Annotated in this window: 26 protein-coding genes; 9 read left to right on the top strand and 17 right to left on the bottom strand. The window is 62.0% G+C overall.

What is annotated here, in order from left to right; translation table 11 throughout:
• Window positions 1-18 precede the first annotated feature (18 nt).
• Window positions 19-708 (top strand): HAD family hydrolase, encoded by a 690-nt coding sequence (locus EET67_RS05515; RefSeq protein ID WP_128625220.1) that lies wholly within the window; start codon window positions 19-21, stop codon window positions 706-708.
• A 98-nt stretch (window positions 709-806) separates the two neighbouring features.
• On the opposite strand, the gene EET67_RS05520 is transcribed toward EET67_RS05515, so the two are convergent.
• The gene (locus EET67_RS05520) at window positions 807-1,238 is read right to left on the bottom strand and encodes a hypothetical protein (RefSeq protein ID WP_245450743.1); all 432 of its coding nucleotides are present in this window, start codon (window positions 1,236-1,238) and stop codon (window positions 807-809) included.
• Between the two features lie 428 nt (window positions 1,239-1,666).
• Here EET67_RS05520 and thrC point away from each other — a divergent pair, with 428 nt between their 5' ends.
• The 4 genes from thrC (at window position 1,667) to EET67_RS05540 (ending at window position 8,019) form a co-directional block, all read left to right on the top strand.
• A complete protein-coding gene (gene thrC / locus EET67_RS05525; protein WP_128625222.1) occupies window positions 1,667-3,064 on the top strand; it encodes a threonine synthase in 1,398 nt (465 codons plus the stop codon).
• 149 nt (window positions 3,065-3,213) lie between these two features.
• Window positions 3,214-4,506 carry a M16 family metallopeptidase gene (locus EET67_RS05530; protein WP_128625223.1) on the top strand — a complete coding sequence of 431 codons (1,293 nt, stop codon included), beginning with the start codon at window positions 3,214-3,216 and terminating at the stop codon, window positions 4,504-4,506.
• An 18-nt stretch (window positions 4,507-4,524) separates the two neighbouring features.
• On the top strand, window positions 4,525-5,121 hold the full coding sequence (locus EET67_RS05535; protein ID WP_128625224.1) for a GNAT family N-acetyltransferase: 597 nt from the start codon (window positions 4,525-4,527) through the stop codon (window positions 5,119-5,121).
• 30 nt (window positions 5,122-5,151) lie between these two features.
• Window positions 5,152-8,019: an EAL domain-containing protein gene (locus EET67_RS05540; protein ID WP_128625304.1), complete on the top strand. Its 2,868-nt coding sequence runs from the start codon at window positions 5,152-5,154 to the stop codon at window positions 8,017-8,019.
• A gap of 87 nt (window positions 8,020-8,106) precedes the next feature.
• Here the strand turns inward: EET67_RS05540 and EET67_RS05545 are convergent, their stop codons facing one another.
• Window positions 8,107-8,715 carry a YqgE/AlgH family protein gene (locus EET67_RS05545; RefSeq protein WP_128625225.1) on the bottom strand — a complete coding sequence of 203 codons (609 nt, stop codon included), beginning with the start codon at window positions 8,713-8,715 and terminating at the stop codon, window positions 8,107-8,109.
• 148 nt (window positions 8,716-8,863) lie between these two features.
• Here EET67_RS05545 and EET67_RS05550 point away from each other — a divergent pair, with 148 nt between their 5' ends.
• Both EET67_RS05550 and EET67_RS05555 read left to right on the top strand, forming a co-directional pair.
• Window positions 8,864-9,673, top strand: coding sequence for a protein-disulfide reductase DsbD domain-containing protein (locus tag EET67_RS05550; RefSeq protein ID WP_128625226.1), 810 nt, complete (start codon window positions 8,864-8,866; stop codon window positions 9,671-9,673).
• Window positions 9,674-9,753: 80 nt separating this feature from the next.
• On the top strand, window positions 9,754-10,236 hold the full coding sequence (locus EET67_RS05555) for a peroxiredoxin (protein WP_128625227.1): 483 nt from the start codon (window positions 9,754-9,756) through the stop codon (window positions 10,234-10,236).
• Between the two features lie 51 nt (window positions 10,237-10,287).
• On the opposite strand, the gene rnhA is transcribed toward EET67_RS05555, so the two are convergent.
• From rnhA to coxB, 11 genes are all read right to left on the bottom strand, one after another.
• Complete coding sequence (rnhA, locus tag EET67_RS05560; RefSeq protein WP_128625228.1) at window positions 10,288-10,785, bottom strand: ribonuclease HI; 498 nt, start codon at window positions 10,783-10,785, stop codon at window positions 10,288-10,290.
• Window positions 10,782-11,744 carry a homoserine kinase gene (locus EET67_RS05565; protein WP_128625229.1) on the bottom strand — a complete coding sequence of 321 codons (963 nt, stop codon included), beginning with the start codon at window positions 11,742-11,744 and terminating at the stop codon, window positions 10,782-10,784. Before EET67_RS05565 ends, rnhA begins: the two co-directional genes overlap by 4 nt.
• On the bottom strand, window positions 11,744-12,754 hold the full coding sequence (gene ispH, locus EET67_RS05570; protein WP_128625230.1) for a 4-hydroxy-3-methylbut-2-enyl diphosphate reductase: 1,011 nt from the start codon (window positions 12,752-12,754) through the stop codon (window positions 11,744-11,746). Before ispH ends, EET67_RS05565 begins: the two co-directional genes overlap by 1 nt.
• A gap of 92 nt (window positions 12,755-12,846) precedes the next feature.
• Window positions 12,847-13,572, bottom strand: coding sequence for an SURF1 family protein (locus EET67_RS05575; protein WP_281011008.1), 726 nt, complete (start codon window positions 13,570-13,572; stop codon window positions 12,847-12,849).
• Between the two features lie 26 nt (window positions 13,573-13,598).
• Window positions 13,599-13,985: a DUF983 domain-containing protein gene (locus EET67_RS05580; RefSeq protein ID WP_128625232.1), complete on the bottom strand. Its 387-nt coding sequence runs from the start codon at window positions 13,983-13,985 to the stop codon at window positions 13,599-13,601.
• Window positions 13,986-14,144: 159 nt separating this feature from the next.
• Window positions 14,145-15,029 (bottom strand): cytochrome c oxidase subunit 3, encoded by an 885-nt coding sequence (locus tag EET67_RS05585; RefSeq protein ID WP_128625233.1) that lies wholly within the window; start codon window positions 15,027-15,029, stop codon window positions 14,145-14,147.
• 1 nt (window position 15,030) lies between these two features.
• A complete protein-coding gene (locus EET67_RS05590) occupies window positions 15,031-15,663 on the bottom strand; it encodes a cytochrome c oxidase assembly protein (protein WP_128625234.1) in 633 nt (210 codons plus the stop codon).
• 7 nt (window positions 15,664-15,670) lie between these two features.
• Window positions 15,671-15,829: a hypothetical protein gene (locus EET67_RS05595; RefSeq protein ID WP_128625235.1), complete on the bottom strand. Its 159-nt coding sequence runs from the start codon at window positions 15,827-15,829 to the stop codon at window positions 15,671-15,673.
• Window positions 15,826-16,776 (bottom strand): heme o synthase, encoded by a 951-nt coding sequence (locus tag EET67_RS05600; RefSeq protein WP_128625236.1) that lies wholly within the window; start codon window positions 16,774-16,776, stop codon window positions 15,826-15,828. Before EET67_RS05600 ends, EET67_RS05595 begins: the two co-directional genes overlap by 4 nt.
• A 149-nt stretch (window positions 16,777-16,925) precedes the next feature.
• Complete coding sequence (ctaD, locus tag EET67_RS05605; protein ID WP_128625237.1) at window positions 16,926-18,578, bottom strand: cytochrome c oxidase subunit I; 1,653 nt, start codon at window positions 18,576-18,578, stop codon at window positions 16,926-16,928.
• A gap of 37 nt (window positions 18,579-18,615) precedes the next feature.
• Window positions 18,616-19,479 carry a cytochrome c oxidase subunit II gene (gene coxB, locus EET67_RS05610; RefSeq protein ID WP_165899793.1) on the bottom strand — a complete coding sequence of 288 codons (864 nt, stop codon included), beginning with the start codon at window positions 19,477-19,479 and terminating at the stop codon, window positions 18,616-18,618.
• A gap of 362 nt (window positions 19,480-19,841) precedes the next feature.
• On the opposite strand from coxB, the gene EET67_RS05615 reads away from it, so the two are divergent.
• A complete protein-coding gene (locus EET67_RS05615; RefSeq protein ID WP_128625239.1) occupies window positions 19,842-20,369 on the top strand; it encodes an invasion associated locus B family protein in 528 nt (175 codons plus the stop codon).
• A gap of 94 nt (window positions 20,370-20,463) precedes the next feature.
• Complete coding sequence (tldD, locus tag EET67_RS05620; protein ID WP_128625240.1) at window positions 20,464-21,876, top strand: metalloprotease TldD; 1,413 nt, start codon at window positions 20,464-20,466, stop codon at window positions 21,874-21,876.
• A 9-nt stretch (window positions 21,877-21,885) separates the two neighbouring features.
• Here the strand turns inward: tldD and EET67_RS05625 are convergent, their stop codons facing one another.
• The 4 genes from EET67_RS05625 to dxs all read right to left on the bottom strand — a co-directional run bounded on the left by EET67_RS05625 (window position 21,886) and on the right by dxs (window position 26,508).
• Window positions 21,886-23,127: a class I SAM-dependent RNA methyltransferase gene (locus EET67_RS05625; RefSeq protein WP_128625241.1), complete on the bottom strand. Its 1,242-nt coding sequence runs from the start codon at window positions 23,125-23,127 to the stop codon at window positions 21,886-21,888.
• Window positions 23,124-23,885: a TlyA family RNA methyltransferase gene (locus tag EET67_RS05630; RefSeq protein ID WP_128625242.1), complete on the bottom strand. Its 762-nt coding sequence runs from the start codon at window positions 23,883-23,885 to the stop codon at window positions 23,124-23,126. The genes EET67_RS05625 and EET67_RS05630 overlap by 4 nt, the downstream gene beginning before the upstream one ends.
• 70 nt (window positions 23,886-23,955) lie before the next feature.
• Window positions 23,956-24,252 carry a hypothetical protein gene (locus EET67_RS05635; protein WP_128625243.1) on the bottom strand — a complete coding sequence of 99 codons (297 nt, stop codon included), beginning with the start codon at window positions 24,250-24,252 and terminating at the stop codon, window positions 23,956-23,958.
• Between the two features lie 342 nt (window positions 24,253-24,594).
• Window positions 24,595-26,508, bottom strand: a complete 1,914-nt coding sequence (gene dxs, locus EET67_RS05640; RefSeq protein WP_128625244.1) for a 1-deoxy-D-xylulose-5-phosphate synthase — start codon at window positions 26,506-26,508, stop codon at window positions 24,595-24,597.
• Window positions 26,509-26,579 lie beyond the last annotated feature (71 nt).

Below are 26,579 nucleotides of genomic sequence, written 5' to 3' on the forward strand. Positions count from 1 at the left end.
GCCTTCCGATGGATTTTCATGACCCAGCCTGACCTGATCATCTTCGATTGCGACGGCGTTCTCGTCGATTCCGAAATCATCGCAGCCCGCGTGGAAGCCGATCTGCTGACCGAGGCAGGCTATCCGATCTCGGCGGCAGAGCTGGCCGAGACCTATGCCGGGCTGACTTTCAAGGACACATTGCTGCGCATCGAGAAGCAGGCGCAGATCCCGTTCCAGGCATCAATGATCGATCAGATCGAAACGCTGCTCGACCGCCGGCTGAAGAACGAGGTCCGGGCCGTCGAGGGCGCGCATCAGGCGGCCGCGGGCGTCAGCGTCAAGCGCTGCGTCTGCTCCAATTCCCGCATGCACCGGCTTGAATTGATGCTCGGCAAGACCGGGTTGCTGCCGCTGTTTGCAGGCCGGATTTTCGCAGCCGGCGAAACGCCGACCAAAAAACCGAAGCCGGCGCCGGACGTGTTTGTCCATGCCGCCACCACGCTCGGGGCCAACCCGGCGCGCACTTTCGTGATCGAGGATTCCATCCACGGAATTGCCGGCGCCAAGGCGGCCGGCATGCGGGTGATCGGCTTCACCGGCGGCTCGCACAGCTATCCCGGTCATGCCGATGTCCTGACCGAGGCGGGTGCCGAAACCGTCATCCGCCGCTGGGCCGACCTGCATGGGGTCATCGCCGCCCTTGCCGAATGGTCGGAAGACGCCTGAGCCCCTCAGATCGAGATGACCTATCTCGATCTGAGCCTTTATTATTGAAGCATGATCTTGTCCGAAAAGTTGCAACTTTTCGGGATCATGCTCCAGCGTCACTGCTTCTTGGGCGGGCCTTCGTCATAGCCGGCATAAACGCGCAGGTTCCGCTCGGCCGGGATCGGGATGCTCACCGCCGGGTCGTTGAAGACGAATTGCGTCGCAGAGGACGTATCGGTAATCGTGGACTGGAAATTGTGCAGCTTGGAATAGAGCACCTCGTCGCCACGAACCACCGCGACCCGGATCGGCATCTTGACCGTGCCCGCCGCTCCGGCAGGGCCCGGCACGACCTTGCCGGCAACCGCGACATTCATCGTCAGCGTGCCATCGGTCCGGCTGCAGCTTCGCGTCACATCGGTAATGGAGGCCTGGTAGACGACCTTCGCCGGATCGTCCTGGCCGCCCTTGGCATAGGTGTTGAAATAGGCCGTGCCTTCACGCAGCGTGATCGGCGGGCAATACGCCCTGAGTTCGGCCTCGTTCACCTTAGCCTGCTCCTGGCTGTCGGCTGCAGCCAGCGTGTTGCTGTTGTTTGTCGATTGGCAACCTGCGACTGCAATAAAAAAGCCAGAAACTGCCAGCCCCGTCAAAAAACGACGGTCAATCAATCGAAACACCATATGCAGTACTTCCCTCTCGCAAAGCTGGTGCTGTATAGCAACCGCGCGGCAAAAATGCGACTGAGGGCACGCAGTTTTCACCAGCTTGCATTGCAGATGCGGGCCTAGTGGAATGAATTTGACATTCGATGCCCGGTTGATGTCGGCCGTAAGATCGAATGTCAAATTCGAAAATTCCACTAGAACCATAAACTTGCTAGTGGTTCCTCGGTTTCCAACATTTGCCCCGGTGTCGGATAGAAATGGGATGCAAATGTTGGAAACGAACCACTAGTCGCTACGGACGGATGAAGATGCGCTATGTCAGCACTCGCGGAGAAGCCTCCGCACTCGGCTTCTCGGATACGATCCTGACGGGTCTCGCCCGTGACGGCGGCCTCTATATCCCCGAGCAATGGCCACAATTCAGCGCCGCCGAAATCCGCGCCATGCGCGGGCTCTCCTATGCCGACCTGGCGATCCGCCTGCTGACGCCCTTCGTCGGGGACGAGATCAGCCCGGCCGCCTTCGAGCGCATCGTGCGCGAGGCCTATGCCACCTTCCGCCACGAGGCCGTCTGCCCGCTGGTCCAGACCGGCGCCAACAGCTTCGTGCTCGAACTGTTCCATGGCCCTACGCTTGCCTTCAAGGACGTGGCCATGCAGCTTCTCGCCCGGCTGATGGATCATGTGCTGGCCGAGCGCGGCCAGCGCGCGACCATTACGGCGGCGACGTCCGGCGACACCGGCGGCGCGGCGATCGAGGCTTTCGCCGGGCGCGACCGCACCGACATGTTCGTGCTGTTCCCGCATGGAAGGGTTTCGCCGGTCCAGCAGCGGCAGATGACCACTTCCAGCGCGGCCAATGTCCATGCGCTGGCAATCGAGGGCAATTTCGACGATTGCCAGGACCTGGTCAAAGCCATGTTCAACGATCACGCCTTCCGCGATCGCGTCTCGCTCTCGGGCGTCAATTCCATCAACTGGGCGCGCATCATGGCCCAGATAGTCTATTATTTTTCCTCGGCGCTGTCGCTTGGCGCGCCGGACCGGCCGGTGTCCTTCACCGTGCCGACCGGCAATTTTGGCGACATCTTCGCAGGCTATGCCGCCAAGCGCATGGGCCTGCCCATCGAGCGGCTGGTGATCGCCACCAATGACAACGATATTCTCGCCCGCACGCTTGCGACCGGCGAATACCGCACCAGCGGCGTCGTCGTCACCACCTCGCCTTCGATGGATATCCAGGTGTCGTCCAATTTCGAGCGCCTGCTGTTCGAGGCGTCAAACCGCGATGCAGCGGCGGTGCGGCGCTACATGGCAGGCCTCAAGCAATCCGGCGCATTCACGATCGACGCCGGCGCACTTGCCGGCATCCGTGCCGAATTCGACGCCGGGCGCGCAACGATGGGCGAAACCGCCGCCACCATCCGCGACACCCTGAAGGCGAGCTCCTATCTGGCCGACCCGCATACGGCCACCGCAATCCATGTCGCCGGTTTGCAGGACAACCATACTGTTCCGATGATCGTGCTGGGCACCGCGCACCCGGCAAAGTTTCCCGCCGCGGTCGAGGAAGCAAGCGGCATCACGCCTGCATTGCCGGCATGGCTTGACGGGCTGATGGAACGGGCAGAAAAATATGTGACACTTCCATCTGCGCTGAATATGGTGGAAGATCACATAGGTCGCCACGCGCGGGCGACGCGTTAGACCATGATGCCGAACCGAAGGACCGCGTCAGCGAAAAGCGGGAACCGGTTTTCGGACGACATCATGGTCTAATTTGTTGGTTTTGCCGCATGTATGCGACGCCAAGTGATCCCACTCGGCTGCAACATGCTCTAGGGAGTGATGTCTATATGGGTGTTGAGGTAAGCCGTCTGTCGAACGGCCTGACAGTCGCCACCGAAACCCTTCCAAGTATCGAATCCGTCGCATTGGGCGTGTGGGTGAAATCAGGAGCCCGCAACGAACACGACAACGAGCATGGGATGGCCCACCTTCTTGAACACATGGCGTTCAAGGGGACAAACAAGCGAAGCGCTTTCCAGATCGCCTCCGAGATCGAGGATGTCGGGGGAGAGATCAATGCGGCGACGAGCGTCGAGACGACGTCGTTTTATGCCCGCGTGCTTGGTGACGACGTACCGCTGGCCATGGATCTTTTGGCCGACATCCTCACGGAATCGAAGTTCGATCCCGGTGAGCTGGAGCGCGAACAGCACGTCATCCTGCAGGAGATCGGCGCCGCCCACGACACTCCCGACGACGTGGTTTTCGATCATTTCACCGAAACCGCCTTTCGCCACCAGACAGTCGGGCGCTCCATTCTCGGCACGGCCGAAACGGTCCAGTCATTCACCTCAAAGCAGCTCCATGCCTTCATCGAGCGGCAATATGGCGCCGAAAAAATGGTGGTGGTGGCTGCCGGCAACATCAAGCACGATGCCTTCGTGCGGGAGGTCGAGAAGCGGCTGGGCGGCTTCCGGGCGAAGGCCGACGGCGTCGTGCCGCAATATGCCCAATATGTCGGCGGCGATTATCGCGAGCATCGCGACCTGCAGGACGCACAGATCGTGCTCGGCTTCGAAGGCCGCGCCTATCATGTGCGCGACTTCTACGCCTCCCATGTGCTGTCGATGATCCTTGGCGGAGGCATGTCGTCCCGCCTGTTCCAGGAAGTGCGCGAAAAGCGCGGGCTCTGCTATTCGGTCTATGCCTTTCACTGGGGCTTTTCCGATACCGGCCTGTTTGGCGTGCATGCGGCAACCGGACAGGGCAATATCGACGAACTGGTGCCTGTCATCATCTCCGAGCTCGAGAAGGCCGGCACCAGCATCGGCCAGGACGAGCTTGACCGGGCGCGGGCGCAATATCGCGCCGGGCTGATCATGTCGGGGGAGAGCGCATCCAGCCGGGCCTCGCAGATCGCCCGCCAGCTTCTCCTCTTCGGCCGCCCCATCGCCAAGGAAGAGTTGATGGAACGGCTTGCAAACCTGACCATCGACCGGCTGACCGACCTGTCGGCGCGGCTGTTCTCCACCAAGCCGACGATAGCCGCTGTCGGGCCTGTCGGAGCACTGGCACCCTACGAGGCCATCCACGCAGCGTTGCCGGATGCCAATGGCGGCACTCGCAGGCTTGCCGTGTAAACCGAAGCAGTCAGGCCGATGTTTGCGTTTCCTTTTTTCCGCCGTGATTTTCCGGCGCTTAAAGGCAACCGCATCAGCCTGAGGGCGCCCCAGGCCAACGACTACCAGGAATGGGCGGACCTTCGCGGGGCAAGTCGCGCCTTCCTGGAGCCATGGGAACCGCGCTGGGCTTCCAATGAGTTGGAACGCAGCGCCTGGCGGCGGCGCCTCAACCGCTACCGTGCGGATTTCGCCAGCGGTCACGCCATGGCCTTCTTCATCTTCGACAATTTCTCCGGCAAGCTGGTCGGCGGCATCACGCTCGGCAATATCCGCCACGGCGTGGCACAGAACGCGCAGATCGGGTACTGGATCGGCGAACAGTTCGCCGGCCAGGGCCTGATGCTGGAAGCGGTGCTGCTTCTCTGCAACCACGCATTCGACACACTGAGGTTGCACCGGATCGAGGCTGCTTGTATTCCCGACAATTCGCGTTCCATCCGCGTGCTTGAAAAAGCCGGATTTCGGCGTGAAGGGCTGTTACGATCCTATCTGCGGATCAACGGTGACTGGCATGACCATTACCTCTACGCCCTGATCGCGCAGGATCGGAACGGCGGCTGGACAAAGGGTTGATTTTTGGCGGTTCTCTTTCCAACCGGGCGCATGCTGGCCCTTATCCTTGCCCTTGTCGCAAGCCTGTTTGCTGCGGCCTCGGCATTCGCCGTCGAGCCCATCAAGATCGCGCGCGACGACGTCGCGCTGGACCTTTCAGGCGCGGTGGAGATTTATCGCAACCAGGGTGAGAACTTCCAGGTTTCGACGGCACCGGGGCCGGACGGGATCGTGCGGCGCATCGAGGTGGAAGCCAACGACGCCCGCTCCAGCGGCGACTGGGCGGTGTTTGCGCTGGCCAACACCACCGAACAGCAGCTCGACCGGCTGATCGTCGCACCGCATTTCCGCCTGGTGAATTCCGGCCTGTTCTGGCCCGACCTAGGCTCGAGCCGCATCGCCGCAATCACCCCCAGCGAGGGGTTTGCGCTCGACCGGCAGGCAAGCCCCGATGCCGACGTCTTCCTGGTCACTCTCAACCCCGGAACAGTCGTCACCTTCATTGCCGAACTCGCTTCGCCAAGGTTGCCGCAGGTCTATCTCTGGGACCCCGAAGCCTATAAGGATTCGGTCAATTCCTACACGCTCTATCGCGGCATCGTCATCGGCATCTCCGGCCTTCTGGCGCTGTTCCTGACCATCCTGTTCGTGGTCAAGGGCACCTCTATGTTTCCGGCCACGGCGGCGCTGTCCTGGGCGGTCCTTGCCTATATCTCGGTCGATTTCGGCTTCCTCAACAAGGTCATCGCGATTTCGCCCGGCAGCGAGCAGATATGGCGGGCGAGTACCGAGATCGGTCTTGCGGCGACGCTTGTCGTGTTCCTGTTCGCCTATCTCAATCTCAACCGATGGCATGGCCATTTCAGTTATGGCGCCTTCGTGTGGATTTGCGGTCTCGTGCTGATTGCCGGCGTGGCGATCATCGATCCGGCGGTGGCCGCGGGCATTGCCAGACTGTCATTTGCCGCCACCGCCATCCTCGGCATCGGCCTTATCGTCTCGCTCGGCATTCGCGGCTATGACCGCGCCATCATGCTCATCCCCAGCTGGGTGATGGTGCTTTTGTGGCTGTGCGGCGCCTGGATGGCGGTCACCGGCATGCTCGACAACGACATCGTCCAGCCGGCCCTTGGCGGCGGCATGATCCTCATCATCCTTTTGATCGGCTTCACGGTGATGCAGCATGCCTTTTCCGGCGGCGCGTTGCAGCAGGGTCTGTTCAGCGACCTGGAGCGGCAGGCACTGGCCGTGGTCGGCGCGGGCGACATCGTCTGGGATTGGGACGTGCTTCGCGACCGCGTCGTCACCAAGCCCGATATCAGCCTGCAACTCGGCCTCACCCCCAACAGCCTCGGTGGGGCTGCGCGCAACTGGCTGCCGGTTCTGCATGCCGACGACCGCGACAATTTCCGCACCACGCTCGACATCGTTCTGGAGCACCGGCGCGGGCGCGTGGCGCAGAACTTCCGCCTGCGCGGCGCCGACGGCCACTATCACTGGTTTGCGCTGCGCGCCCGGCCGGTGATCGGCTCGGATGGCGAGGTGATCCGTTGCGTCGGTACGCTGGTCGATGTCACCAAGCAGAAAAAGGCCGAGGAGCGCCTGCTGCATGACGCCGTCCATGACAATCTGACCGGATTGCCCAACCGCGAATTGTTCATGAACCGGCTTGAAGCGATCATCTCGATCGCCAAGACCGAGGAAAAGATTCGTCCGACCGTCTTTGTCATCGACATCGACCGCTTCAAGCAGGTCAATGACAGCCTCGGCATTTCGGCGGGCGATACCATCCTTTTGACCATCGCAAGACGGCTTCATCGTCTGCTCAAGCCCAGGGATTCGCTCTCGCGCTTCACCGGCGACCAGTTCGCGCTGATGCTTCTGTCGGAAGTGGACCCGGCCCGCATCGCGGCGGTCGCCGATGCGATCAAGCAGGCGATCCGCGCGCCGATCACTTTCGCCAAGCACGAGATCGTGCTGACGGCCTCGATCGGGCTCATCACCTGGACGGCATCGCAGGCTTCGGCCGAAGACACGGTCAAGGATGCCGAACTTGCCATGCATCAGGCCAAGCGTTTCGGCGGCGACCGGATCGAGCCGTTCCGGCCCGCGTTCCGCTCGGTCGGCACCGACCGCCTGCAACTCGAATCGGATCTGCGCCGCGCGGTCGAGCGCAAGGAATTCACCCTCGCCTACCAGCCGATCATCCGCCTGGAAGATCGCAGCATCGCCGGCTTCGAGGCGCTATTGCGCTGGGATCACTCCCGCCGCGGTTCGATCCCCCCGGCCGATTTCATTCCGGTTGCGGAAAATTGCGGCCTTATCGTCCAGCTTGGCCTGTTTGCCATGCAGCGCGCCGCCGAAGATCTTGCCGAATGGCAAAAGCAGATCAGCGACGCGCCGCTATCCGTCTCGGTCAACCTGTCCAGCCGGCAGCTTATCCGCCGCGATCTGGTCAGCGACGTGCGCTCGGTCGTCGCGCGGGCAAACCTCAAGGCGCGGTGCTTCCGCCTGGAACTCACAGAATCGCTGGTCATGGACAACCCCGAACAGAGCGCCCATGTGCTCAACAAGCTCAAGAAACTGGGCATCGGCCTGTCGCTCGATGATTTCGGGACCGGCTTCTCCTCGCTTTCCTACCTTACCCGCTACCCCTTCGACACGATCAAGATCGACAAAAGTTTCCTCGACGATTCCTCGCCCAAGCGCACAGTCTTGCTGAAATCCATGGTCAGCATGGCGCATGACCTCGGCATGTCGGTCGTTGCCGAAGGCATTTCGGATGAGAGCGATGCGCTGCAGCTGCGCCAGATGGGTTGCGAATATGGCCAGAGCTTCATGTTCGGCCCGCCGATCGCCGCAGATCAGGTGCTCAAAATGCTGAAAGAGCAATATCCGATAGAGCAACAAACATCCTGACGGATGCAGTACCGTTGCTCTATCTGCTTGTTTTAGCCGCATTTATGCAACGCGAAGTGATTCCACTTGGCTGCAAAATGCTCTGGCTCAGGCGTGACCGGCTTCCTGGCTGAGATGTGCCAGATGGACACCCATCGAGGCGAGCAACCGGTCATATTTGCGGTCGATATCGGAATCGAACAGGAGATCCGGTTGGGCCGGGCAGGTCAGCCAGCCATTGGCGGCGATCTCGCTTTCGAGCTGGCCGGCGCCCCAGCCGGCGTAACCCAGCATCATCAGCGCCTTGCGCGGCCCGCGCCCTGATGAAATGGCGCGTAATATGTCGACGGTCGCCGTAAGGCAGATGTCAGCCGAGATCGGCAGCGAGGATTCGACCCTGTAGTCGTCGGTGTGCAGCACGAAGCCGCGGCTGCGATCCACCGGGCCGCCATTGCGCACCACGAAATCGCGCGCGGGCGGCGGCAGGCGGATTGCCTCGCTCTCGTCAAGAATGCCCAATTGCACCAGCAGATCTGGAAACATCAGTTGCTGGCTCTGGTTGATGATAAGGCCCATGGCCCCTTCATCGCTATGGGCGCAGACATAGATGACGGCACGAGCGAACCTGTCGTCCTTCATGCCCGGCATGGCAATCAGGAACTGATCGTCAAGAAAGCCGCGCGTCGCCGCGGACTGTTTTTGGCGTAGGAGGTCCATAGCCGAAACCTAACGCGTTTTCAGCCGTCATGAAAGATATGCGTTAGGAGAATAAGGCCTCGGCGCTGGTCGCTGTTTCACACAAAAATGATTGGTCCAGCGATCACTCTCTGTTGCGAAACCTCGACTTTACGGCCAAACCCGACGCATGACCCGCATACCGACAGCATTGTGGATGACGCTGGCCGCGACGATGGGCGTAACGCCCGCGCTCGCTTCTTCCACCGATTGGTTCGAGACCCAGGGCGGGCGCATCCGGCTGGTCACGAGCGGCGGGCCCGATGCCCAGGGCCGCATAGCCGGCGTCCTCGACATTGCGCTCGATCCGGGCTGGAAAACCTATTGGCGCGACCCTGGCGACAGCGGTGTTCCACCTTCGCTCAACATTTCGGAAAGCAGCAGCAACATCGCCTCGGCGGAACTGGCGTTCCCGGCCCCGCAGCGCCACGATGACGGCTATTCGAAATGGGCCGGATATGATCATTCGGTTTCCCTGCCGGTAACCTTCACGCTGACATCGCCGGGCCAAGCGGCGATGATAGATGCGGATATCTTCCTTGGCATCTGCGAGACGGTCTGCATTCCCGTTCAGGCGCAACTCCTGCTCGACCCTGCCATCGATCCCGACAATGCCGCCGATGCCGCCCTTGTCTCACAGGCCGTGAACGCTCTGCCGGCGCCAGCACGCCCCGACTTCGGCGCGGCCATCGTCAGCACAGACGACAACAGGCTGGTCATTGAAGCGAAGCTGCCGGAGGGTGCTGCATCAGCGGATTTCTTCATTGTCGGAGCCGAAGGCTATTCATTCGGCACGCCTGAGCGCATTGGCAGTGACGGAAGGATATTGTTTTCGGTCGAGATCCTGAACCGCCCCAAGGACATTCCGGCACAAGGCGGACTGCATTACACGCTGGTCACCAGCAGCGGATCGGTGAGCGGCACCCTGCCCTATCTTTAGACCAATACGGTTGGCGGTTGCGTCAGCCCCGATAAGCCGTTACCCAATCGCCCGATTTCAACCGGATCGAGAGAGATATCATGACGATTTCAGTTGGCGACAAGCTGCCCGAAGCCACTTTCAGGACGATGACGGCCGACGGCGGCAAGAGCCTTACCACCGCCGATGTCTTCTCCGGCAAGACGGTCGTTCTGTTCGGCGTTCCGGGTGCCTTCACCCCAACCTGCAGCAACAACCATCTGCCCGGCTATCTGGAAAACCATGATGCCATCCTTGCCAGCGGCGTCGACACGATCGCAGTGGTGGCCGTCAACGACCAGTTCGTCATGGGCGCATGGGCAAACTTCACCGGCGGCGAAGGCAAGCTGCTTTATCTGGCCGATGGCAATGGCGATTTCGTCCGTGCCGCCGGCCTGCAGGCCGATATGAGCGAATTCGCGATGGGCATGCGCTCGAAGCGCTTCTCGATGATCGTCAAGGACGGTGTCGTCAGCGCGCTAAATATCGAGACGAAGTCCGGCGTGAATGAATCGGGTGCAGCCACAATTCTCGAACAGCTATAGCAGCGCAACCGGAGCGGCTCCATCGGCGAGCCGCTTCCCCCTTGTTCCGCCTTACCGCTTCGCGACCCGCGGCTTGGCAGCTGGCGGATTGCTTTCCCTGGCAGGGCGCGCCGGCTTGAACGGCGCCATGCCCATGCGGGCCAGCTCGTCGGCACGTTCGTTTTCCTCATGGCCGGCATGGCCCTTGACCCAGTGCCAGGTCACCTTGTGGCGTTTGCGGGCCTCGTCCAGCGCCTGCCATAGCTCGGCATTCTTCACCGGTTTTTTGGCCGCCGTCTTCCAGCCATTGCGCTTCCAGCCTTCGATCCAGCCGCCAATACCGTCCTTGACGTAATTGCTATCGGTGTAGAGATCGACCAGGCACGGCTCCTTCAGCGCGTTCAGCGCCGAGATCGCCGCCATCAGTTCCATACGGTTGTTGGTCGTCTCGGCTTCGCCGCCGGACAATTCCTTGGTCACGCCGTTGAAGCGCAGGATCGCGCCCCAGCCGCCCGGACCGGGATTGCCCGAGCAGGCGCCGTCAGTGAATATCTCGACCGATTTCTTCATACCAAACCATATTCCGAGGCCGAGCCGATCTGGCGGTGAAAGCGCATGCGGCGGATGAATTCGACAGGGTCGCGCTTCTGGATCAGCGCTCCGTCGGGGATAGTCAGCCAGTCATAGAGACGGGTCAGCATGAAGCGCAGGGCCGAGCCTCGCGCCAGCATCGGCAGCGCCTGCCGCTCCGCGTCGGTAAGCGGGCGCACCTGCTGATAGCCGGCAAGCAGCGCCCTGCCCTTGGTCAGGTTGAAGGAATTGTCCTTCTCGAAGCACCAGGCATTCAGGCAGGTCGCCAGGTCATAGGCGTAGAAATCGTTGCAGGCGAAATAGAAGTCGATGAGGCCGGAGAGCTTCTCGCCGAGAAAGAACACATTGTCGGGAAAGAGATCGGCATGAATGATGCCGGCCGGCAGGTCTTTCGGCCAATTGCGCTCGAAATCGGCAAATTCCGCATCAACCTCGGTGAGAAGTCCACACTCGACCTCGTCGGCACGCGCGCGCGAACCATCCCACAATTTGCGCCAGCCCGCCCTATCGAGCGCATTGGCCCGGCTGAGCTGAAAATCCGCCCCTGCCAGATGCAGTCCGGCCAGCGCCTTGCCGACCTCGCGGCAGTGAATGGCGGTGGGCCGCCGCATCCACATGCCTTCCAGAAAAGTGATGATTGCCGCCGAGCGTCCGGCGAGCGTGCCGATCACCTCGCCGTCGTTGCGGCGCACCGGCAGCGGGCAGGAAATATCCTTCTTCGCCAGATGCTCCATCAGGCCGAGGAAGAACGGCAGGTCGTTCTTGTCGACGCGCCTCTCATACAGCGTCAATATGTAGGCGCCGCTGGAAGTGTGCAGCAGGAAGTTGGAATTCTCCGTGCCCTCTGCGATCCCTTTATAGGAGAGGAGCTGGCCTATCGCGTAGCTTTCCAGGAAAGCACCAAGCTCGCTTTCGGAGACATCGGTATAGACTGCCATCACACGGTCCCGTTGACGAATGCCATGTCGGCGGCTGTCAGCTCGACGTCGCGCAGCACGCGCATCACCGGGAAATCCTCGGTCTCCGTCGCGGTCACCGCAAGATCGACCGAGACTTCGAAGCGCTCGCGAAATGCGTCGATGATTTCGTCCACGATGATCTCGGGAGCGGATGCGCCGGCCGACAGACCAAGCGTCGAAATGCCGGCGATCTCGTCCCACGGAATTTCGGAAGCCCGCTGCACCAGAAGCGACATCCTGGCGCCGGCCCTTTCGGCGACCTCAACCAGACGCCTCGAATTGGACGAGTTCGGCGCGCCGACGATCAGGAACAGGTCGGCGCCGGGCGCCGTCTCCTTCACCGCTTCCTGGCGGTTGGTGGTTGCGTAGCAGATCGATTCCGCCGCTGCCGCTTTGATCTCGGGGAATTTCTTCTGCAGTGCGCGGATAAGACCGGCCGTGTCTTCAACCGAGAGCGTCGTCTGGGTGACGAAGCCAAGCGCTTCCGGATCGGCCGGCTCGAAATTGGCCACATCCGCCTCAGTCTCGATCAATGTCACGCAGCCTTCCGGCAGTTGCCCCATCGTGCCGATCACCTCCGGGTGGCCGGCATGGCCGATCAGAAGCACATGGCGGCCCAGCCGCTGGTGGCGCATCGCCTGCTTGTGCACCTTCGACACAAGCGGACAGGTGGCATCGAGATAGAAGAGCTCACGCGCCTGCGCATCCGCCGGCACCGACTTGGGCACGCCATGGGCGGAAAACACCACCGGGCATTCATGGTGGTCGTCTGGAATCTCGTTCAGTTCCTCGATGAAGACGGCGCCGAGATTTTGCAACCCTTCCACGACATAGCGATTGTGGACGATCTCATGGCGCACATAGACCGGCGCGCCGTATTTCTTCAGCGCCAGCACAACGATCTGGATCGCACGGTCCACGCCGGCGCAAAAGCCGCGTGGCTGGCACAGCCTTATCGTGAGTGGCGGCTTGGTCGGATTTTCAGGCATGATGTCCCAGTCTTTCGCTAAGGTCTGTCGAGCATCAGGATTCGGTGCGGACATGAGGCGAGCGGCCCGCCCATGTCAAGGGCGAGCCCGGTTCAATGCGTCCTGCGCGATCGCCACAACCAGGTGCCGAGCACGCCGGCAAGCGCTGCCGCCAAGCCATACCAGGTGACCGCATATTGCAGATGGCTGTTGGGCAGGTCGACAATGGTCACGTCGCCCACAGGCAGGCCGCCTGGGTTGGGCGTGTTATCGGCGTCGACAAAGAAGGGCACGAGTTCAGCTCCGGAGGGCAGGCCGGCTGTCGCCGCCATCACATCGCGGTCCTTCCAGTAGAAGATGTTCTTGGCCGGGTCGTTGTCCGGCACCATCGACGAGGGCTTTTCAGCCAGTGGATTTCTGGCAAGGCCCGTCACCGTCACCTGACCGGAAACCTGCCCTTCCGGCCGCGTGGCGGGGTCCTTGTTGTCAAAGGGAACGAAGCCGCGATTGATCAGCAGGAAGCGCCCATCCGAAAGCCTCAGCGGCGTGTAGACATAATAGCCCGACTGGCCCTCATTGGTGGCGAAGAAGTGCCGCTCGCCTCCATGCAGGAACTCACCGGACACTGTCACCGGCCAGTAGTCGACATCGCCGGTCTTGGCGAACCTGCCTTCGATTTCGGTAAGCGTCAGCGGGGTGGAATGAACCCGCTGATCGATCGTGGCAAGCAGCGCTTCCTTCCAGTGCAGCCGCTGCACCTGCCAAGTGCCGAGACTGATAAGTATGGCCAGGGCCGGGATACCGAAAATCAGCGCCAGCAGGCGCCGTCGGCCGCTCATCTGGGAGTTGGAAAGAGCAGAGCCTGTCATTGCGACCGGTCCAGCTGCCCCTCGGCGGCCCTGTTGCGGTATTGCAGCGTGATCAGCACGCCCTTGATCAGCCGCAAGGCGGTAAGGGTTAGCGCGAGCGTCAATGGTATCCAGAGCAGAAAATGCAGCCACAGCGGCGGATTGTGGGTGACCTCCAGCCACAGCGCCGAGCCGACCACGATGAAGCCGATGATCAGGATGACGAATACGGCGGGTCCGTCACCCGCATCGGCGAAGGAATAGTCCAGCCCGCAGGCTTCGCAACGGGGCGCAACTGTCAGGAAGCGCGAGAACAGCCGCCCCTCGCCGCAGCGTGGGCAGCATCCCTTGAGGCCGGCGGCAATCGGTTCGACCGGTGGCCAGTTCGCCTTGTCCTCACTCATGGGTCACTCCGGCCATGTCCTTTCCTTCCGGCGCCGCGCCAAGTTTCCAGCGAAACTGGGGCGTTGGTGCATTCGGCATCGAGCATGCTGATGCTTTGCGCCGAAAAAGAGAAGGCGGCCGTGTTGCCACGGCCGCCTGTTCTTTCACCTATCCAGGTCTCAGTGGCCCTGAGCGATGGTCGCACCGACCGAAGCCCAGACATAGATCGAGGCAAACAGGAACAGCCAGACCACGTCGACGAAATGCCAGTACCAGGCAGCCGCCTCGAAGCCGAAATGCTGCTTGGGCGTGAAATCACCCTTCATTGCGCGCAGCAGGCAGACCAGCAGGAAGATCGTGCCGATCAGGACGTGGAAGCCATGGAAGCCCGTCGCCATGAAGAAGGTCGCGCCATAGATCGAGTCCTTAAACGCGAAGGGCGCATGGATATATTCAAAGGCCTGCACGAAGGAGAATAGGACACCGAGTGCAACCGTGATGACCAGGCCATTGACCAGGCCGCGGCGATCATTGTTCAGCAGCGCATGATGCGCCCAGGTGACCGTGGTGCCCGACAGGAGCAGGATGATGGTGTTGTAGAGCGGCAGGTGGAAGGGATCGAGAACCTCGATGCCCTGCGGCGGCCAGACACCCCCGGTATATTCGGCCCGTGCATATTGATGGGCCTCGTTCGGGAACAGGCTGGCGTCGAAGAATGCCCAGAACCAGGCAACGAAGAACATCACCTCGGAGGTGATGAACATGATCATGCCATAGCGCAGATGCAGCGACACGACGCGGGTATGGTGACCCTCATGCGCTTCCTTGATCGTGTCCGACCACCAGCCATACATGGTGTAGAGCACGATGGCGACGCCGATGAAGAACAGCCAGGGATTGGCGATGTTGACACCGAAGAGGGGGAATTCGCCCTCGTTCAGATATTGCATCCACGCCACGCCGCCAATGGCCATGACGAGCGCGCCGACCGAGCCGAGAAACGGCCACGGACTCGGGTCGATGATGTGATAATCGTGTTGTGGTTTTGCGTGCGCGTCTGCCATATCAGCCCCCGAGATTTGCGTCGGTGTTGTCGTTTGTTGTGGTCTGGTCGCTCTGCGGCGCGACAGCCACAGGCTCCTGCCCCTCGATCGGGAAGAACGTATAGGAAAGCGTGATCGTCTTGATGTCCTTGAGTTCGGGAACATCGACGATGTCTGGATCGACATAGAAAACGACCGGCATATCGAGCGTTTCGCCGGGTTTCAGCGTCGTATCGGTGAAGCAGAAACACTCCACCTTGTTGAAATAGGCCCCGGCCAGCGCCGGCATCACGTTGAAGGTGGCACGCCCGGATGTGGGCTTATCCCCGTCATTTTCAGCCGAGTAGTGCGCTTGCGCGGTCTCGCCGATCTTGATCTTGATGTCGCGCGCCACCGGCTTGAACTTCCAATCCAGCGCACCGGAGGTGTTGGCGTCGAAGCGCACGGTAATGGTGCGGTCAAGCACGCGGTCGGAATATTGGGTCACGCGCTGGGTCGTGCCGCCATAACCGGTGACCTTGCAGAACATGTCGTAAAGCGGCACCGCGGCATAGGCCATGCCGATCATGCCGCCAAAGAACGCCACGCAGACCGCGGCGACGACCCGGTTGGACTTCTCGGTCCTGGCGCTGACTTCTTTCTTCTGCTCGCTCATCGCACCCTCACATCGCCCGATCCAGGATCGCCGGATTGAACTTGATGATGGTCGCTATGTAGAAGATCACGACCAGAGCCGCGAGCCCGAGGCCGATCGCGATCGAACGGCTGCGGCGCGCCTTCTTCTGCGTTTCGGTCAGCGTATGCAGTTCATCCTCCTTCACTGCAGCACACCCGGCACGGCAAGCGCGTGCTCGATGATGCTGTCGGCCAGATAGGCGGCGAAGATGACGAACAGGTAGAGCAGCGAAAAGCCGAACAGCGCCTTGGCCGGCTTCATCAGCCGGTCGCCATCGGGCATGAGCAGCACTTTCCAGGAATACCAGATGAAGCCGATGCCCAGCGCGGTTGCCACGAGACCATAGACGGCGGTGGTGTAGCCGAGAAGCCAGGGCAGCATGCCCACGGGCGCCAGCAGCAGCGCATAGGCGAAGATCTGCTTGCGGGTCGATTCTTCGCCGGCGACATTCGGCATCATCGGCACGCCGGCGCGGCCGTAGTCATCCGACTTGAACAGCGCCAGCGCCCAGAAATGCGGCGGCGTCCACAGGAAGATGATCAGGAACAGGATGACGCTTTCAAGGCTGACCGTGCCGGTCGCGGCAGCCCAGCCGATGACGGGCGGAAACGCGCCTGCGGCACCGCCGATGACGATGTTCTGCGGGGTCGAGCGTTTCAGCCAGATCGTGTAGATCACCGCATAAAAGAAGATGGTGAAGGCAAGCAGCGCCGCCGAAAGCCAGTTGACGATGACGCCCAGTGTCATCACCGAAAGCGCCGACAGGATGAGCCCGAAAACCAGCGCTTCGCCGGGACGCACCCGGCCGGCCGGCACCGGCCTGCTCGCCGTGCGCGACATGACCGCGTCGATATCCGCGTCATACCACATGTTGAGCGCACCGGATGCGCCAGCGCCAAGCGCGATGGCCAGGATGGCCACAACCGCGATGAACGGATTGATCGACAACGGGGCGGCCATCAGCCCGACAAACGCCGTGAAGACGACGAGCGACATCACGCGCGGCTTCAGCAGCGCGAAAAAATCGCCGGCGGTCGCTTCCGACATGCGGAACCCCCCATCGTCCATTGCGTTTTCTTCAGCCAGGGCCATTGTCAATCTAATCCGCTTCAATCGTCCGCGAAACCGCCATCATTGTCGGCGGTCCCGACGTTGGAACCCGCTTTCATCGTGAAAAAGCGGTTCCGCTTCTTGTCCGCAGCCCCGGAAAGCCGGTTTCCGGGGCTACTGTCGATGCGCGCTTACTTGATACGCGGCAACTGTTCCCACTGATGGAACGGCGGCGGCGACGAAAGCTGCCATTCCAGCGTGGTCGCACCCTCGCCCCACGGATTGGCGCCGGCGATGCGCTTCTTGGAGAACGCCTCGAACACGCCAAAAAGGAAGATGAACACCGCGAAGGCTGCGATGTAGGAGCCATAGGACGACACCATGTTCCAGCCCGCAAACGCATCCGGATAGTCGATATAGCGGCGCGGCATGCCGGCCAGACCCAGGAAGTGCTGCGGGAAGAAGATCAGGTTCACGCCGATGAACGTCACCCAGAAATGCGTGTCGGCAATGACGGGCGAGTACATGTAGCCGGTCATCTTCGGGAACCAGTAGTACCAGGCCGCGAAGATGGCGAACATGGCGCCGAGCGACATCACATAGTGGAAGTGCGCAACCACGTAGTAGGTGTCATGATACATGCGGTCGAGGCCGGCATTGGCGAGTTGCACACCCGTCACGCCACCCACGGTGAACATGAAGATGAAGCCGATCGCCCACAGCATCGGCGACTTGAAGGTGATCGAGCCGCCCCACATCGTGGCGATCCACGAGAAGATCTTCACGCCGGTTGGCACCGCGATCACCATCGTCGCGAAGGTGAAGTAGCGCTGCGTGTCGAGCGACAGGCCGGTCGTGTACATATGGTGCGCCCACACGACAAAGCCGACGACGCCGATGGCGACCATGGCGTAAGCCATGCCGAGATAGCCGAAGATCGGCTTCTTCGAGAAGGTCGAGACGATGTGGCTGACGATGCCGAAGCCCGGCAGGATCAGGATGTACACCTCGGGGTGACCGAAGAACCAGAACAGATGCTGGAACAGGATCGGGTCGCCACCTGCTTCCGGCGCGAAGAAGGCCGTGCCGAAATTACGGTCCGTCAGCAGCATGGTGATGCCACCCGCCAGCACCGGCAGCGAAAGCAGCAGCAGGAAGGCGGTGATCAGCACCGACCAGGCAAAGAGCGGCATCTTGTGCAGCGTCATGCCCGGCGCGCGCATGTTGAAGATGGTGGTGATGAAGTTGATCGCACCCAGGATCGACGAGGCGCCGGCAATATGCACCGACAGGATCGCCAGATCCATCGCCGGGCCAGGCTGACCCGAAGTGGCGAAGGGCGGATACATGGTCCAGCCACCGCCAATGCCCCAGCCACCGGCAGGGCCGGGAACGAACAGCGACATCAACAGCAGGATCAGCGCCGGCGGCAACAGCCAGAAGGAGATGTTGTTCATGCGCGGGAAGGCCATGTCGGGCGCACCGATCATGATCGGGACCATCCAGTTGGCAAAGCCGCCGATCAGCGCCGGCATCACCATGAAGAAGATCATGATCAGGCCGTGCATGGTGGTGAACACATTATACATGTGCTTGCCGGCATCGAGCGCCGAGTCGCCCTCGACGCCATAGACCATGGAGGCGAAGCCATGGAAAATCTGGATGCCGGGCTCTGCCAGCTCCCAGCGCATCATGACCGACATGAAGCCGCCGATAATGCCCGCAACGATCGCGAAGATCAGATAGAGCGTGCCAATATCCTTGTGGTTGGTCGAGTAGACCCAACGTACCCAGCCGCGATACGGCTTATGGTCGTGATCGTGGTGGGCTGCAACGCCTGCCATGTTCCGCTCCGTTCCCTGAACTCTATTCACCGCGGCATCAATTGCCGGCGGCGGCTACCTTGCTGGTGCCTTCGATTTCGGCCATCAACGCCTTGTTGGCGCCAGTCAAATCGGACTTGGCTGCCTCCAGCCATGTCGCATATTGCCCATCCGACACGACGCGCACGGCGATCGGCATGAAAGCATGATCCTTGCCGCACAGTTCCGAGCACTGCCCGTAATAGAGACCTTCCTTGTCTGCCTTGAACCAGATCTCGTTGATGCGGCCAGGCACGGCATCGGTCTTCACGCCAAAGGACGGCATGGCAAAAGCGTGGATCACATCGGAAGCGGTCACCAGAACACGCACCAGCGTGCCGACAGGCACGACCATCTCATTGTCCACAGCCAGAAGGCGCGGATATGCGGCATGATCTTCCTTGCCGGCCTCGGCGCGATCCTCGTCAGCAAGCAAAGCCGAGTTGAAGGAGAGCGGCTCATCGACCTGATACTCGTAATCCCAGTTCCACTGGTTGCCGGTGGCCTTGACCGTCAGCTTGGCTTCTTCCGGCGGCGAATATTGCGCGGTCAGAAGCTGGAAGGAAGGAACCGCCAGGAACAGCAGGATGACGACCGGGCCGACCGTCCAGATCACCTCGATCAGCGTGTTGTGGCTGGTGCGCGACGCATTGGGATTGGCGGCAGCGCGGAACCTGACGATGCAATAGGCCAGCAGGACGAGAACCAGAAGCGTGATCGGGATGATGAACCACAGCGTGTAGTGCTCAAACCAGGTGATCTGCTCCATCATGCCGGTTGCGGCCGGCTGAAACCCGGTCTGCCAAGGCGTCGGCTGCGCCGCTTGGGCGGCTGTCGCGAAAAAGGTTGCGGCAGCGCCGGCACTTGCAAGGATTCTTCTCATTGCCCTCATCGTCTCCCAATTCCATGCGCCGGAGGTGCACGACTAATCGTTGGCCCGGGAGGGAATCCCGGAGCTTTCGACGCTGGTTCAAACCATACTCTCTTTCCGACCGCAAGGAAGGAGCGCAACAACCCATGCGGCATTTTTGCGCGCAAGCCGCAGGCCGCCGCCCTTGCCGCGAAGCCGACAAACAGAAGGAAGAAAGGAAACGAGCTGAACGAGAAAAGCAAGAAGGCCGCATTTCAGGCAAATTTGGCTTGGAAAATCGGTGAAACTGCGCGATTGGCTGCTTCAATACCTGTTCTTGCCCTATAGTTCTTCCTGTTACGGCCGCGTTTGCGGCGATTCGCAATGGAGCCAATATGATATCTCGGCTTTCGGGAACCTTGGCGAAGGCCATCCTCGCCAGCGCATTGTGCGCCCTGACTGTTCCGGCAGTTGCCCAGCAGCAGAAGCCTGCCGGCGCGGTGCGCTCCACGCATGGCGCCTGGTCGATCATCTGCGACACGCCGGCGGGCGCCACCGCCGAGCAATGCGTGATGATGCAGAATGTGATCGCCGAGGACCGTCCGGAAATGGGCCTTTCGGTGGTGGTGCTGCGCACGGCCGACAACAAGGCGGAGATCCTGCGCGTGCTGGCGCCGCTTGGCGTGCTTTTGCCTAACGGGCTTGGCCTCAATGTCGATGGCAAGGATATCGGCCGCGCCTATTTCGTGCGCTGCTTTGGCGACGGCTGCTATGCCGAGGTCATCCTGGAAAAGACGCTGCTCGATACGCTGAAGGGCGGCACTTCGGCCACCTTCATCGTGTTCCAGACGCCCGAGGAAGGCATCGGCATTCCGGTCGACCTGAACGGCTTCGACGAGGGTTTTGCCGCGCTGCCGAAATAAGCCGCGCCGCGCCAATATCCAAAGACGCATTGCCGTGGCGGTCGCTCGCGCCTACATGCGAGGTCGCGACGATTTTTGAACGAGGCGACGCGCCATGAACAGCCTGCTTGGTCAATTCGACATTCCGGAAGACCGTATCCGCCGCATCGTGGCCGATACGATCAACGGCACCGACGATGGCGAACTCTATCTCGAATATAGCGAGAGCGAGGCGCTGATGTTCGACAATGGCCGCCTCAAGACGGCCAATTTCAACACCGACCAGGGCTTCGGCCTGCGCGCAGTCGCCGGCGAGGCGAGCGGCTATGCGCATTCCAGCGAATTGTCGGAAGCCGCGCTGCTGCGAGCTGCCGATGCGGTCTCGGCGGTAAAGGGCGGCTATTCGGGCAAGCTGGCACCGGCCCCTGCCCGCACCAACCGTCATCTCTACACCGACGAGAACCCGATCCCCTCGCCTTCCTTCGAAGCCAAGGCCCGGCTGCTGCAGGACATGGATGCCTGGCTGCGCGCCCGCGATCCGCGCGTGCGCCAGGTCACCGCCTCGCTCGCCTCCTCCTGGCAGCATGTCGAAATCCTGCGCGCCGACGGCCAGATGGTCTCCGACATGCGGCCACTGGTGCGCCTCAACGTCTCGGTGGTCGTCGGCGAGGGCGACCGCCAGGAGTCCGGCTCCTACGGCATGGGCGGCCGCAAGGGCTTCGGCGAGTTCCTAGTCGAGGACAGCTGGAAACTCGCCGCCGAGGAAGCCTTGCGGCAGGCGCTGGTCAATCTGCGGGCTATCCCTGCTCCGGCTGGCACCTTCGACATCGTGCTGTCCAATGGCTGGCCGGGCGTGATGCTGCACGAGGCGGTCGGCCACGGGCTCGAGGGCGACTTCAACCGCAAGAAGACTTCAGCCTTCGCCGGGCTGATGGGCAGCCAGGTCGCGGCCAAGGGCGTCACCGTCGTCGATGACGGTACCATTGCCGAGCGGCGCGGCTCGCTCACCATCGACGACGAAGGCACGCCGAGCAATCGCAACGTGCTGATCGAGGACGGCAAGCTCGTCGGCTATATGCAGGACCGGCAGAATGCGCGGCTGATGGGCATGGAGCCGACCGGCAATGGGCGGCGCCAGTCCTATGCGCATGAGCCGATGCCGCGCATGACCAACACCTATATGACCGGCGGCGACATGGAGCCGGACGAGATCATCGCCTCGGTGAAGAAGGGCGTCTATGCCGTCTCCTTCGGCGGTGGCCAGGTCGACATCACCTCGGGCAAATTCGTCTTCGGCTGTACCGAGGCCTATATGATCGAGGACGGCAAGGTGACCCAGCCGATCAAGGGCGCGATGCTGATCGGCAACGGGCCGGACGCCATGCACCGCGTCTCGATGGTCGGCAACGACATGCAGCTCGACACCGGCATCGGCATGTGCGGCAAGGCCGGCCAGGGCGTGCCGGTCGGTGTCGGCCAGCCGCATCTCAGAATGAACCAGATGACGGTTGGCGGCACGCAGGTCTAAGGCTGGGCCTCACCGCCTCTTCTTCGGCTTCTCCAGCAACGCCACCGCCTCGACATGCGGCGACCACAGGAACTGGTCGACCGGCGTGACGGTTTTCAGCGTATAGCCGCCGTCGATCAGGATGCGCAGGTCGCGCGCCAGCGTGGCCGGATTGCATGAGACCGCCGCAACCAGCGGCACCTCGGACCGGGCGATCTGCTTACACTGATCCTCGGCCCCGGCGCGCGGCGGATCGAACACCAGTCCGTCATAGGCATTGAGTTCCTTGAATGTCAGTGGCCGCCGGAACAGGTCGCGCTTTTCCACCGTGACGCGCTTCAAATGCTCGCCAAAGCGGAAGCCGCGATCGAGCGCGGCAAGTGCTGCCTGATCGCCTTCCACCGCATGCACTTCCGAACGGGCGGCAAGGCGCAGCGCGAAGGCACCGGCTCCGGCAAACAAGTCGAGCGCCTTCTTGGCGCGCTTGAGGTGATCCATCACCAGAAGCGCCATTTCCGTCTCGGCCGATTCCACGGCCTGCAGAAAGGCACCAGGCGGCGGGGTAACCGCAACCTCGCCGAACAACACAACCGGCTTCTTGGGCTCGACTACCGTCTCGCCATCGAGCGAGACCCGCGCAAACCCCTCGCGGATGGCAAAATCCGAAATCGCCAGCCGCACCTTTTCAGCAAGTCGGCCGGCCCCGCTCACGGCCACATCCGGCCCCGATGCCGTCAGCGTCACCGCCAGATGAAACGGCTCGGCGGTATTGCAGATCAAGCCGGCCAGCGCCTTCAATTTCCCGAGCGAGGCAACGATGCCCGGCAAGGAGATCGGGCATTCCTCGATATCGATGATGCGATGCGACATCGCCCGGTTATAGCCGAGCATCATTCCCGCCTCGGTCCGGCGCGCCGACAGCACGACGCGGCGGCGCGAAGCCGGCGGGCAGGCAATCGTCGCCGACACCGGCGCATCGATGCCCCGGCTTGCCAGCGCCTGGACGATCTTGTCGCGCTTCCAGTCGAGATAGACCTGCATCTCCAGATGCTGGAGCGCGCAGCCGCCGCATTCGGTAAAGTGGCGGCAGGCCGGCTCAACCCGCAGCGGCGAAGTTTCCAGCACCGCAAGCAGTTCGGCACGGTCTTTTTCCCGCGCGGCCGTCACCCGCTCCCCCGGAAGCGTGAAGGGGATGAAAACCGGGCCACTCGGCGTGTCGGCCACGCCGTCGCCCTGCGCGCCAAGCCGTTCTACCTGGAACTGTACGCTCATCGATCCTTGACCCCGGCCAACAGGAATTCGCGATTGCCGTCGCCGCCCTCTATCGGCGACTCCGTGAGACCGAGCGCCCGCCAGCGCGGCATCGCGTCGAGCCAATCCTTCAGCGCCTGGGCAACGCGCGGTCCCTCGGCGGGATATTTCAGCAACCCACCCTTACCGATCGCCTCGCGACCGGCTTCGAACTGCGGCTTGACCAGGAAGATGCCCCGCGCACCCGCTTCAGCCAATTCGAGCGCCGGCGGCAAGGCGAGCTTCAGCGAAATGAAGCTGACATCGGACACGATGAGATCGATCGGCCCTAGCAGCATGGCCGCTGTCAACTCACGCGCATTCACGCCCTCAAGGCAGGTCACGCGGGGATCATCGCGCAGTTCTTGCACCATCTGGCCGTGCCCGACATCTATTGCCGTCACATGCGCCGCGCCACGTTCCAGCAGCACCTGCGTGAAGCCGCCGGTCGAGGCGCCTATATCCAGTGCATGGCTGCCCGCCGGATCGATGCCGAAATGGTCGAGGCCGGCAAGCAGCTTCAGCGCCGCACGCGAGACGTAAGCACGGGCCGGATCGTTGATCTCGATGCGCACTTCCTGCGATACGCCCTGCCCCGCCTTCGCTGCCACGATCCCGTCCACCAAAACAGTGCCGCGCTCGATGGCATCGCGCGCCCGCGAGCGGCTGGAAAACAGTGCCCGTGTGACCAGAAGCTCATCGAGCCGCTGCCGGCTGCCCGTGGTGGATTTGACGTTCATCGCCCCTCATTGGCGAAAGCCGGCCGCGATGGCAAGCGCCGTTCGCCTGCGGCGGAGGCGTCACAGCCGATCAGAACACGATCACCCGCGACACATTCCGTTCGACCGTGGGCACCAGCCCGTCTCCGAAGCTGCGGATCAGTTCGGCGCGCGCGCTTTCCAGAAAAATCGCCCCTCTGTCATTGCTGGCCTGCAGGGTCACGAAGGCGGGCTTCACCCCATGGGAAAAACCGCCGCGAATATCGCCGATCCTTGCCGCCACGATTTCCATCACGGCCTTCTCGAGCTTGACGTCGTAGCGCATTTCGGCGGCCGACGCCGCCGTCGCGACCGCCAGGAGTGCTGCTCCCGCCAGAAGCATTCTCATTGCCTGTCTCCCCTGCCTGGGGAGGCGTTTTAATCCGCGCGGACTAAAATTCGGCCAAGAGAAAGGGTAAGCAAAGCCCAAAATGCAGCGTAAACAGTTGGTTAGGACGCAATCCCATATGGCACGATCGACCCCCACTCCGCCTCGCTTCGCTCAGCACCTCTCCCCCCTTGCGGGGGAGAGGAAACCCCATCCGCCCCGCTGGCGCACTTCCTCTCCCCTTTTGAGGGGGAGAGGTGGTTTGCAAAGCAAACCGGAGTGGGGGTCGAATTTCTATATACGATAGCCTTGGAGAAGGAGGGCATTTCGGTCAGAAACCAAACCGACCTTGATATAAGCGACCTAGGCCGTGGCGGAACGTATCTCGTGCCCAAGCGCGGTGAACACCGTGCGCACGATGCCGTTCGCATCGAGGCCGGCATCCGCATACATCTTTTCCGGCTTGGCATGGTCGGTGAACTCGTCGGGCAGCACCAGCGGCCGCACCTTCAAGCCGGTGTCGAGCAAGCCCCGTTCGGCCAGGAATTGCAGCACGTGGCTGGCAAAGCCGCCGACCGCGCCTTCCTCCACCGTCACCAGCACCTCATGCGACATGGCAAGCCGGCGCACCAGATCCTCATCCAGCGGCTTGGCGAAGCGGGCATCCGCCACCGTGGTGGAAAGACCGGCGGCAGTCAGTTCCTCCGCCGCAAGCAGGCAATCCTGCAGCCGCGTGCCGAAGGACAGCAACGCCACCTTGGTGCCTTCGCGCAGGATGCGGCCCTTGCCGATCTCCAGCACCGAACCGCGTTCGGGCATATCGACGCCGACGCCATTGCCACGCGGATAGCGGAACGAAATCGGGCCTTCATCATAGCTGGCTGCCGTGCGCACCATATGCCGAAGCTCGGCCTCGTCGCTTGCCGCCATCACCACGAAACCGGGCAGCGTGGCCAGGAACGTCGTGTCGAAGGCGCCGCAATGGGTCGGGCCGTCGGCGCCGACGAAGCCGGCACGGTCGATGGGAAAGCGCACGGGCAGGTTCTGGATCGCCACGTCATGCACGACCTGGTCATAGGCCCGCTGCAGGAAGGTCGAATAGATCGCCGCGAACGGCTTCAGCCCCTCGGTCGCCAGACCGGCGGCAAAGGTCACCGCATGCTGCTCGGCAATGCCGACATCGAAGGTGCGTTGCGGAAATTCCTTGCCGAACAGATCGAGCCCGGTGCCCGATGGCATGGCAGCGGTGATGGCGACGATGCGCTCGTCCTCGCGCGCTTCCTGCACCAGGCTTTCGGCAAACACCTTGGTATAGCTCGGCGCATTGGCAGGCGCCTTGGCCTGTGCGCCGGTGATGACGTCGAACTTGTTGACGCCGTGATATTTGTCGGCTGCCGCTTCGGCCGGTGCGTAGCCTTTGCCCTTCTGCGTCACGACATGGATCAGCACCGGGCCGTGGGCATTGTCGCGGACATTCTTCAGGACCGGGATCAGATGTTCCAGATTGTGCCCGTCGATCGGGCCGATGTGGAAAAAGCCCATCTCCTCGAATAGCGTGCCACCGGTCATGTAGCCGCGCGCATGCTCCACCGCGCGCGTGATGGCACGGTCGATGCGCGCCCCCAGATAGGAGGTCAGCTTCTTGCCGAGATCGCGGAAGCCCTGATAGGTCTTGCCGGAGGCAAGCCGCGCCAGATAGGCGCTCATCGCCCCTGTCGGCTGGGCAATCGACATGTCGTTGTCATTGAGGATGACGATCAGCCGCGCATCCAGCGCACCCGCATTGTTCAGCGCCTCATAGGCCATGCCGGCGGACATGGCGCCGTCGCCGATCACGGCAATGACATTGTTCTTGCCCCCGGCAAGGTCGCGCGCCGCGGCCATACCGAGACCGGCGGAAATCGACGTCGAGGAATGCGCGGTACCGAAGGGGTCATAATCGCTTTCGGCGCGCTTGGTGAAGCCGGAAAGGCCGTTTTCCTGGCGCAGCGTGCGGATGCGGTCGCGCCGGCCGGTCAGGATCTTGTGCGGATAGGCCTGGTGACCGACATCCCAGACAATACGGTCGCTTGGCGTGTCGAAAACATAGTGCAAGGCAACCGTCAACTCGATGACGCCGAGACCGGCACCGAGATGCCCGCCCGTATGCGACACCGCATCGATCATCTCGGCGCGAAGCTCGGAGGCGAGCTGCGGCAGGTCGCTTTCCGGCAACTTTTTCAGGTCGGCCGGAATCTTCACCTTGTCGAGGAGCGGCGTGGGGGGCGGCAATGTCACGTAAATCAGCCTGTCTGCACCTTTGTATGCCCCGAGATAAAGCCTTGGCCGGCGAAAGTAAACGCGCGCAA

This window comes from Borborobacter arsenicus, from assembly GCF_003934165.1.
In the GTDB taxonomy this organism is placed as follows: Bacteria; Pseudomonadota; Alphaproteobacteria; order Rhizobiales; family Rhizobiaceae; genus Pseudaminobacter; species Pseudaminobacter arsenicus.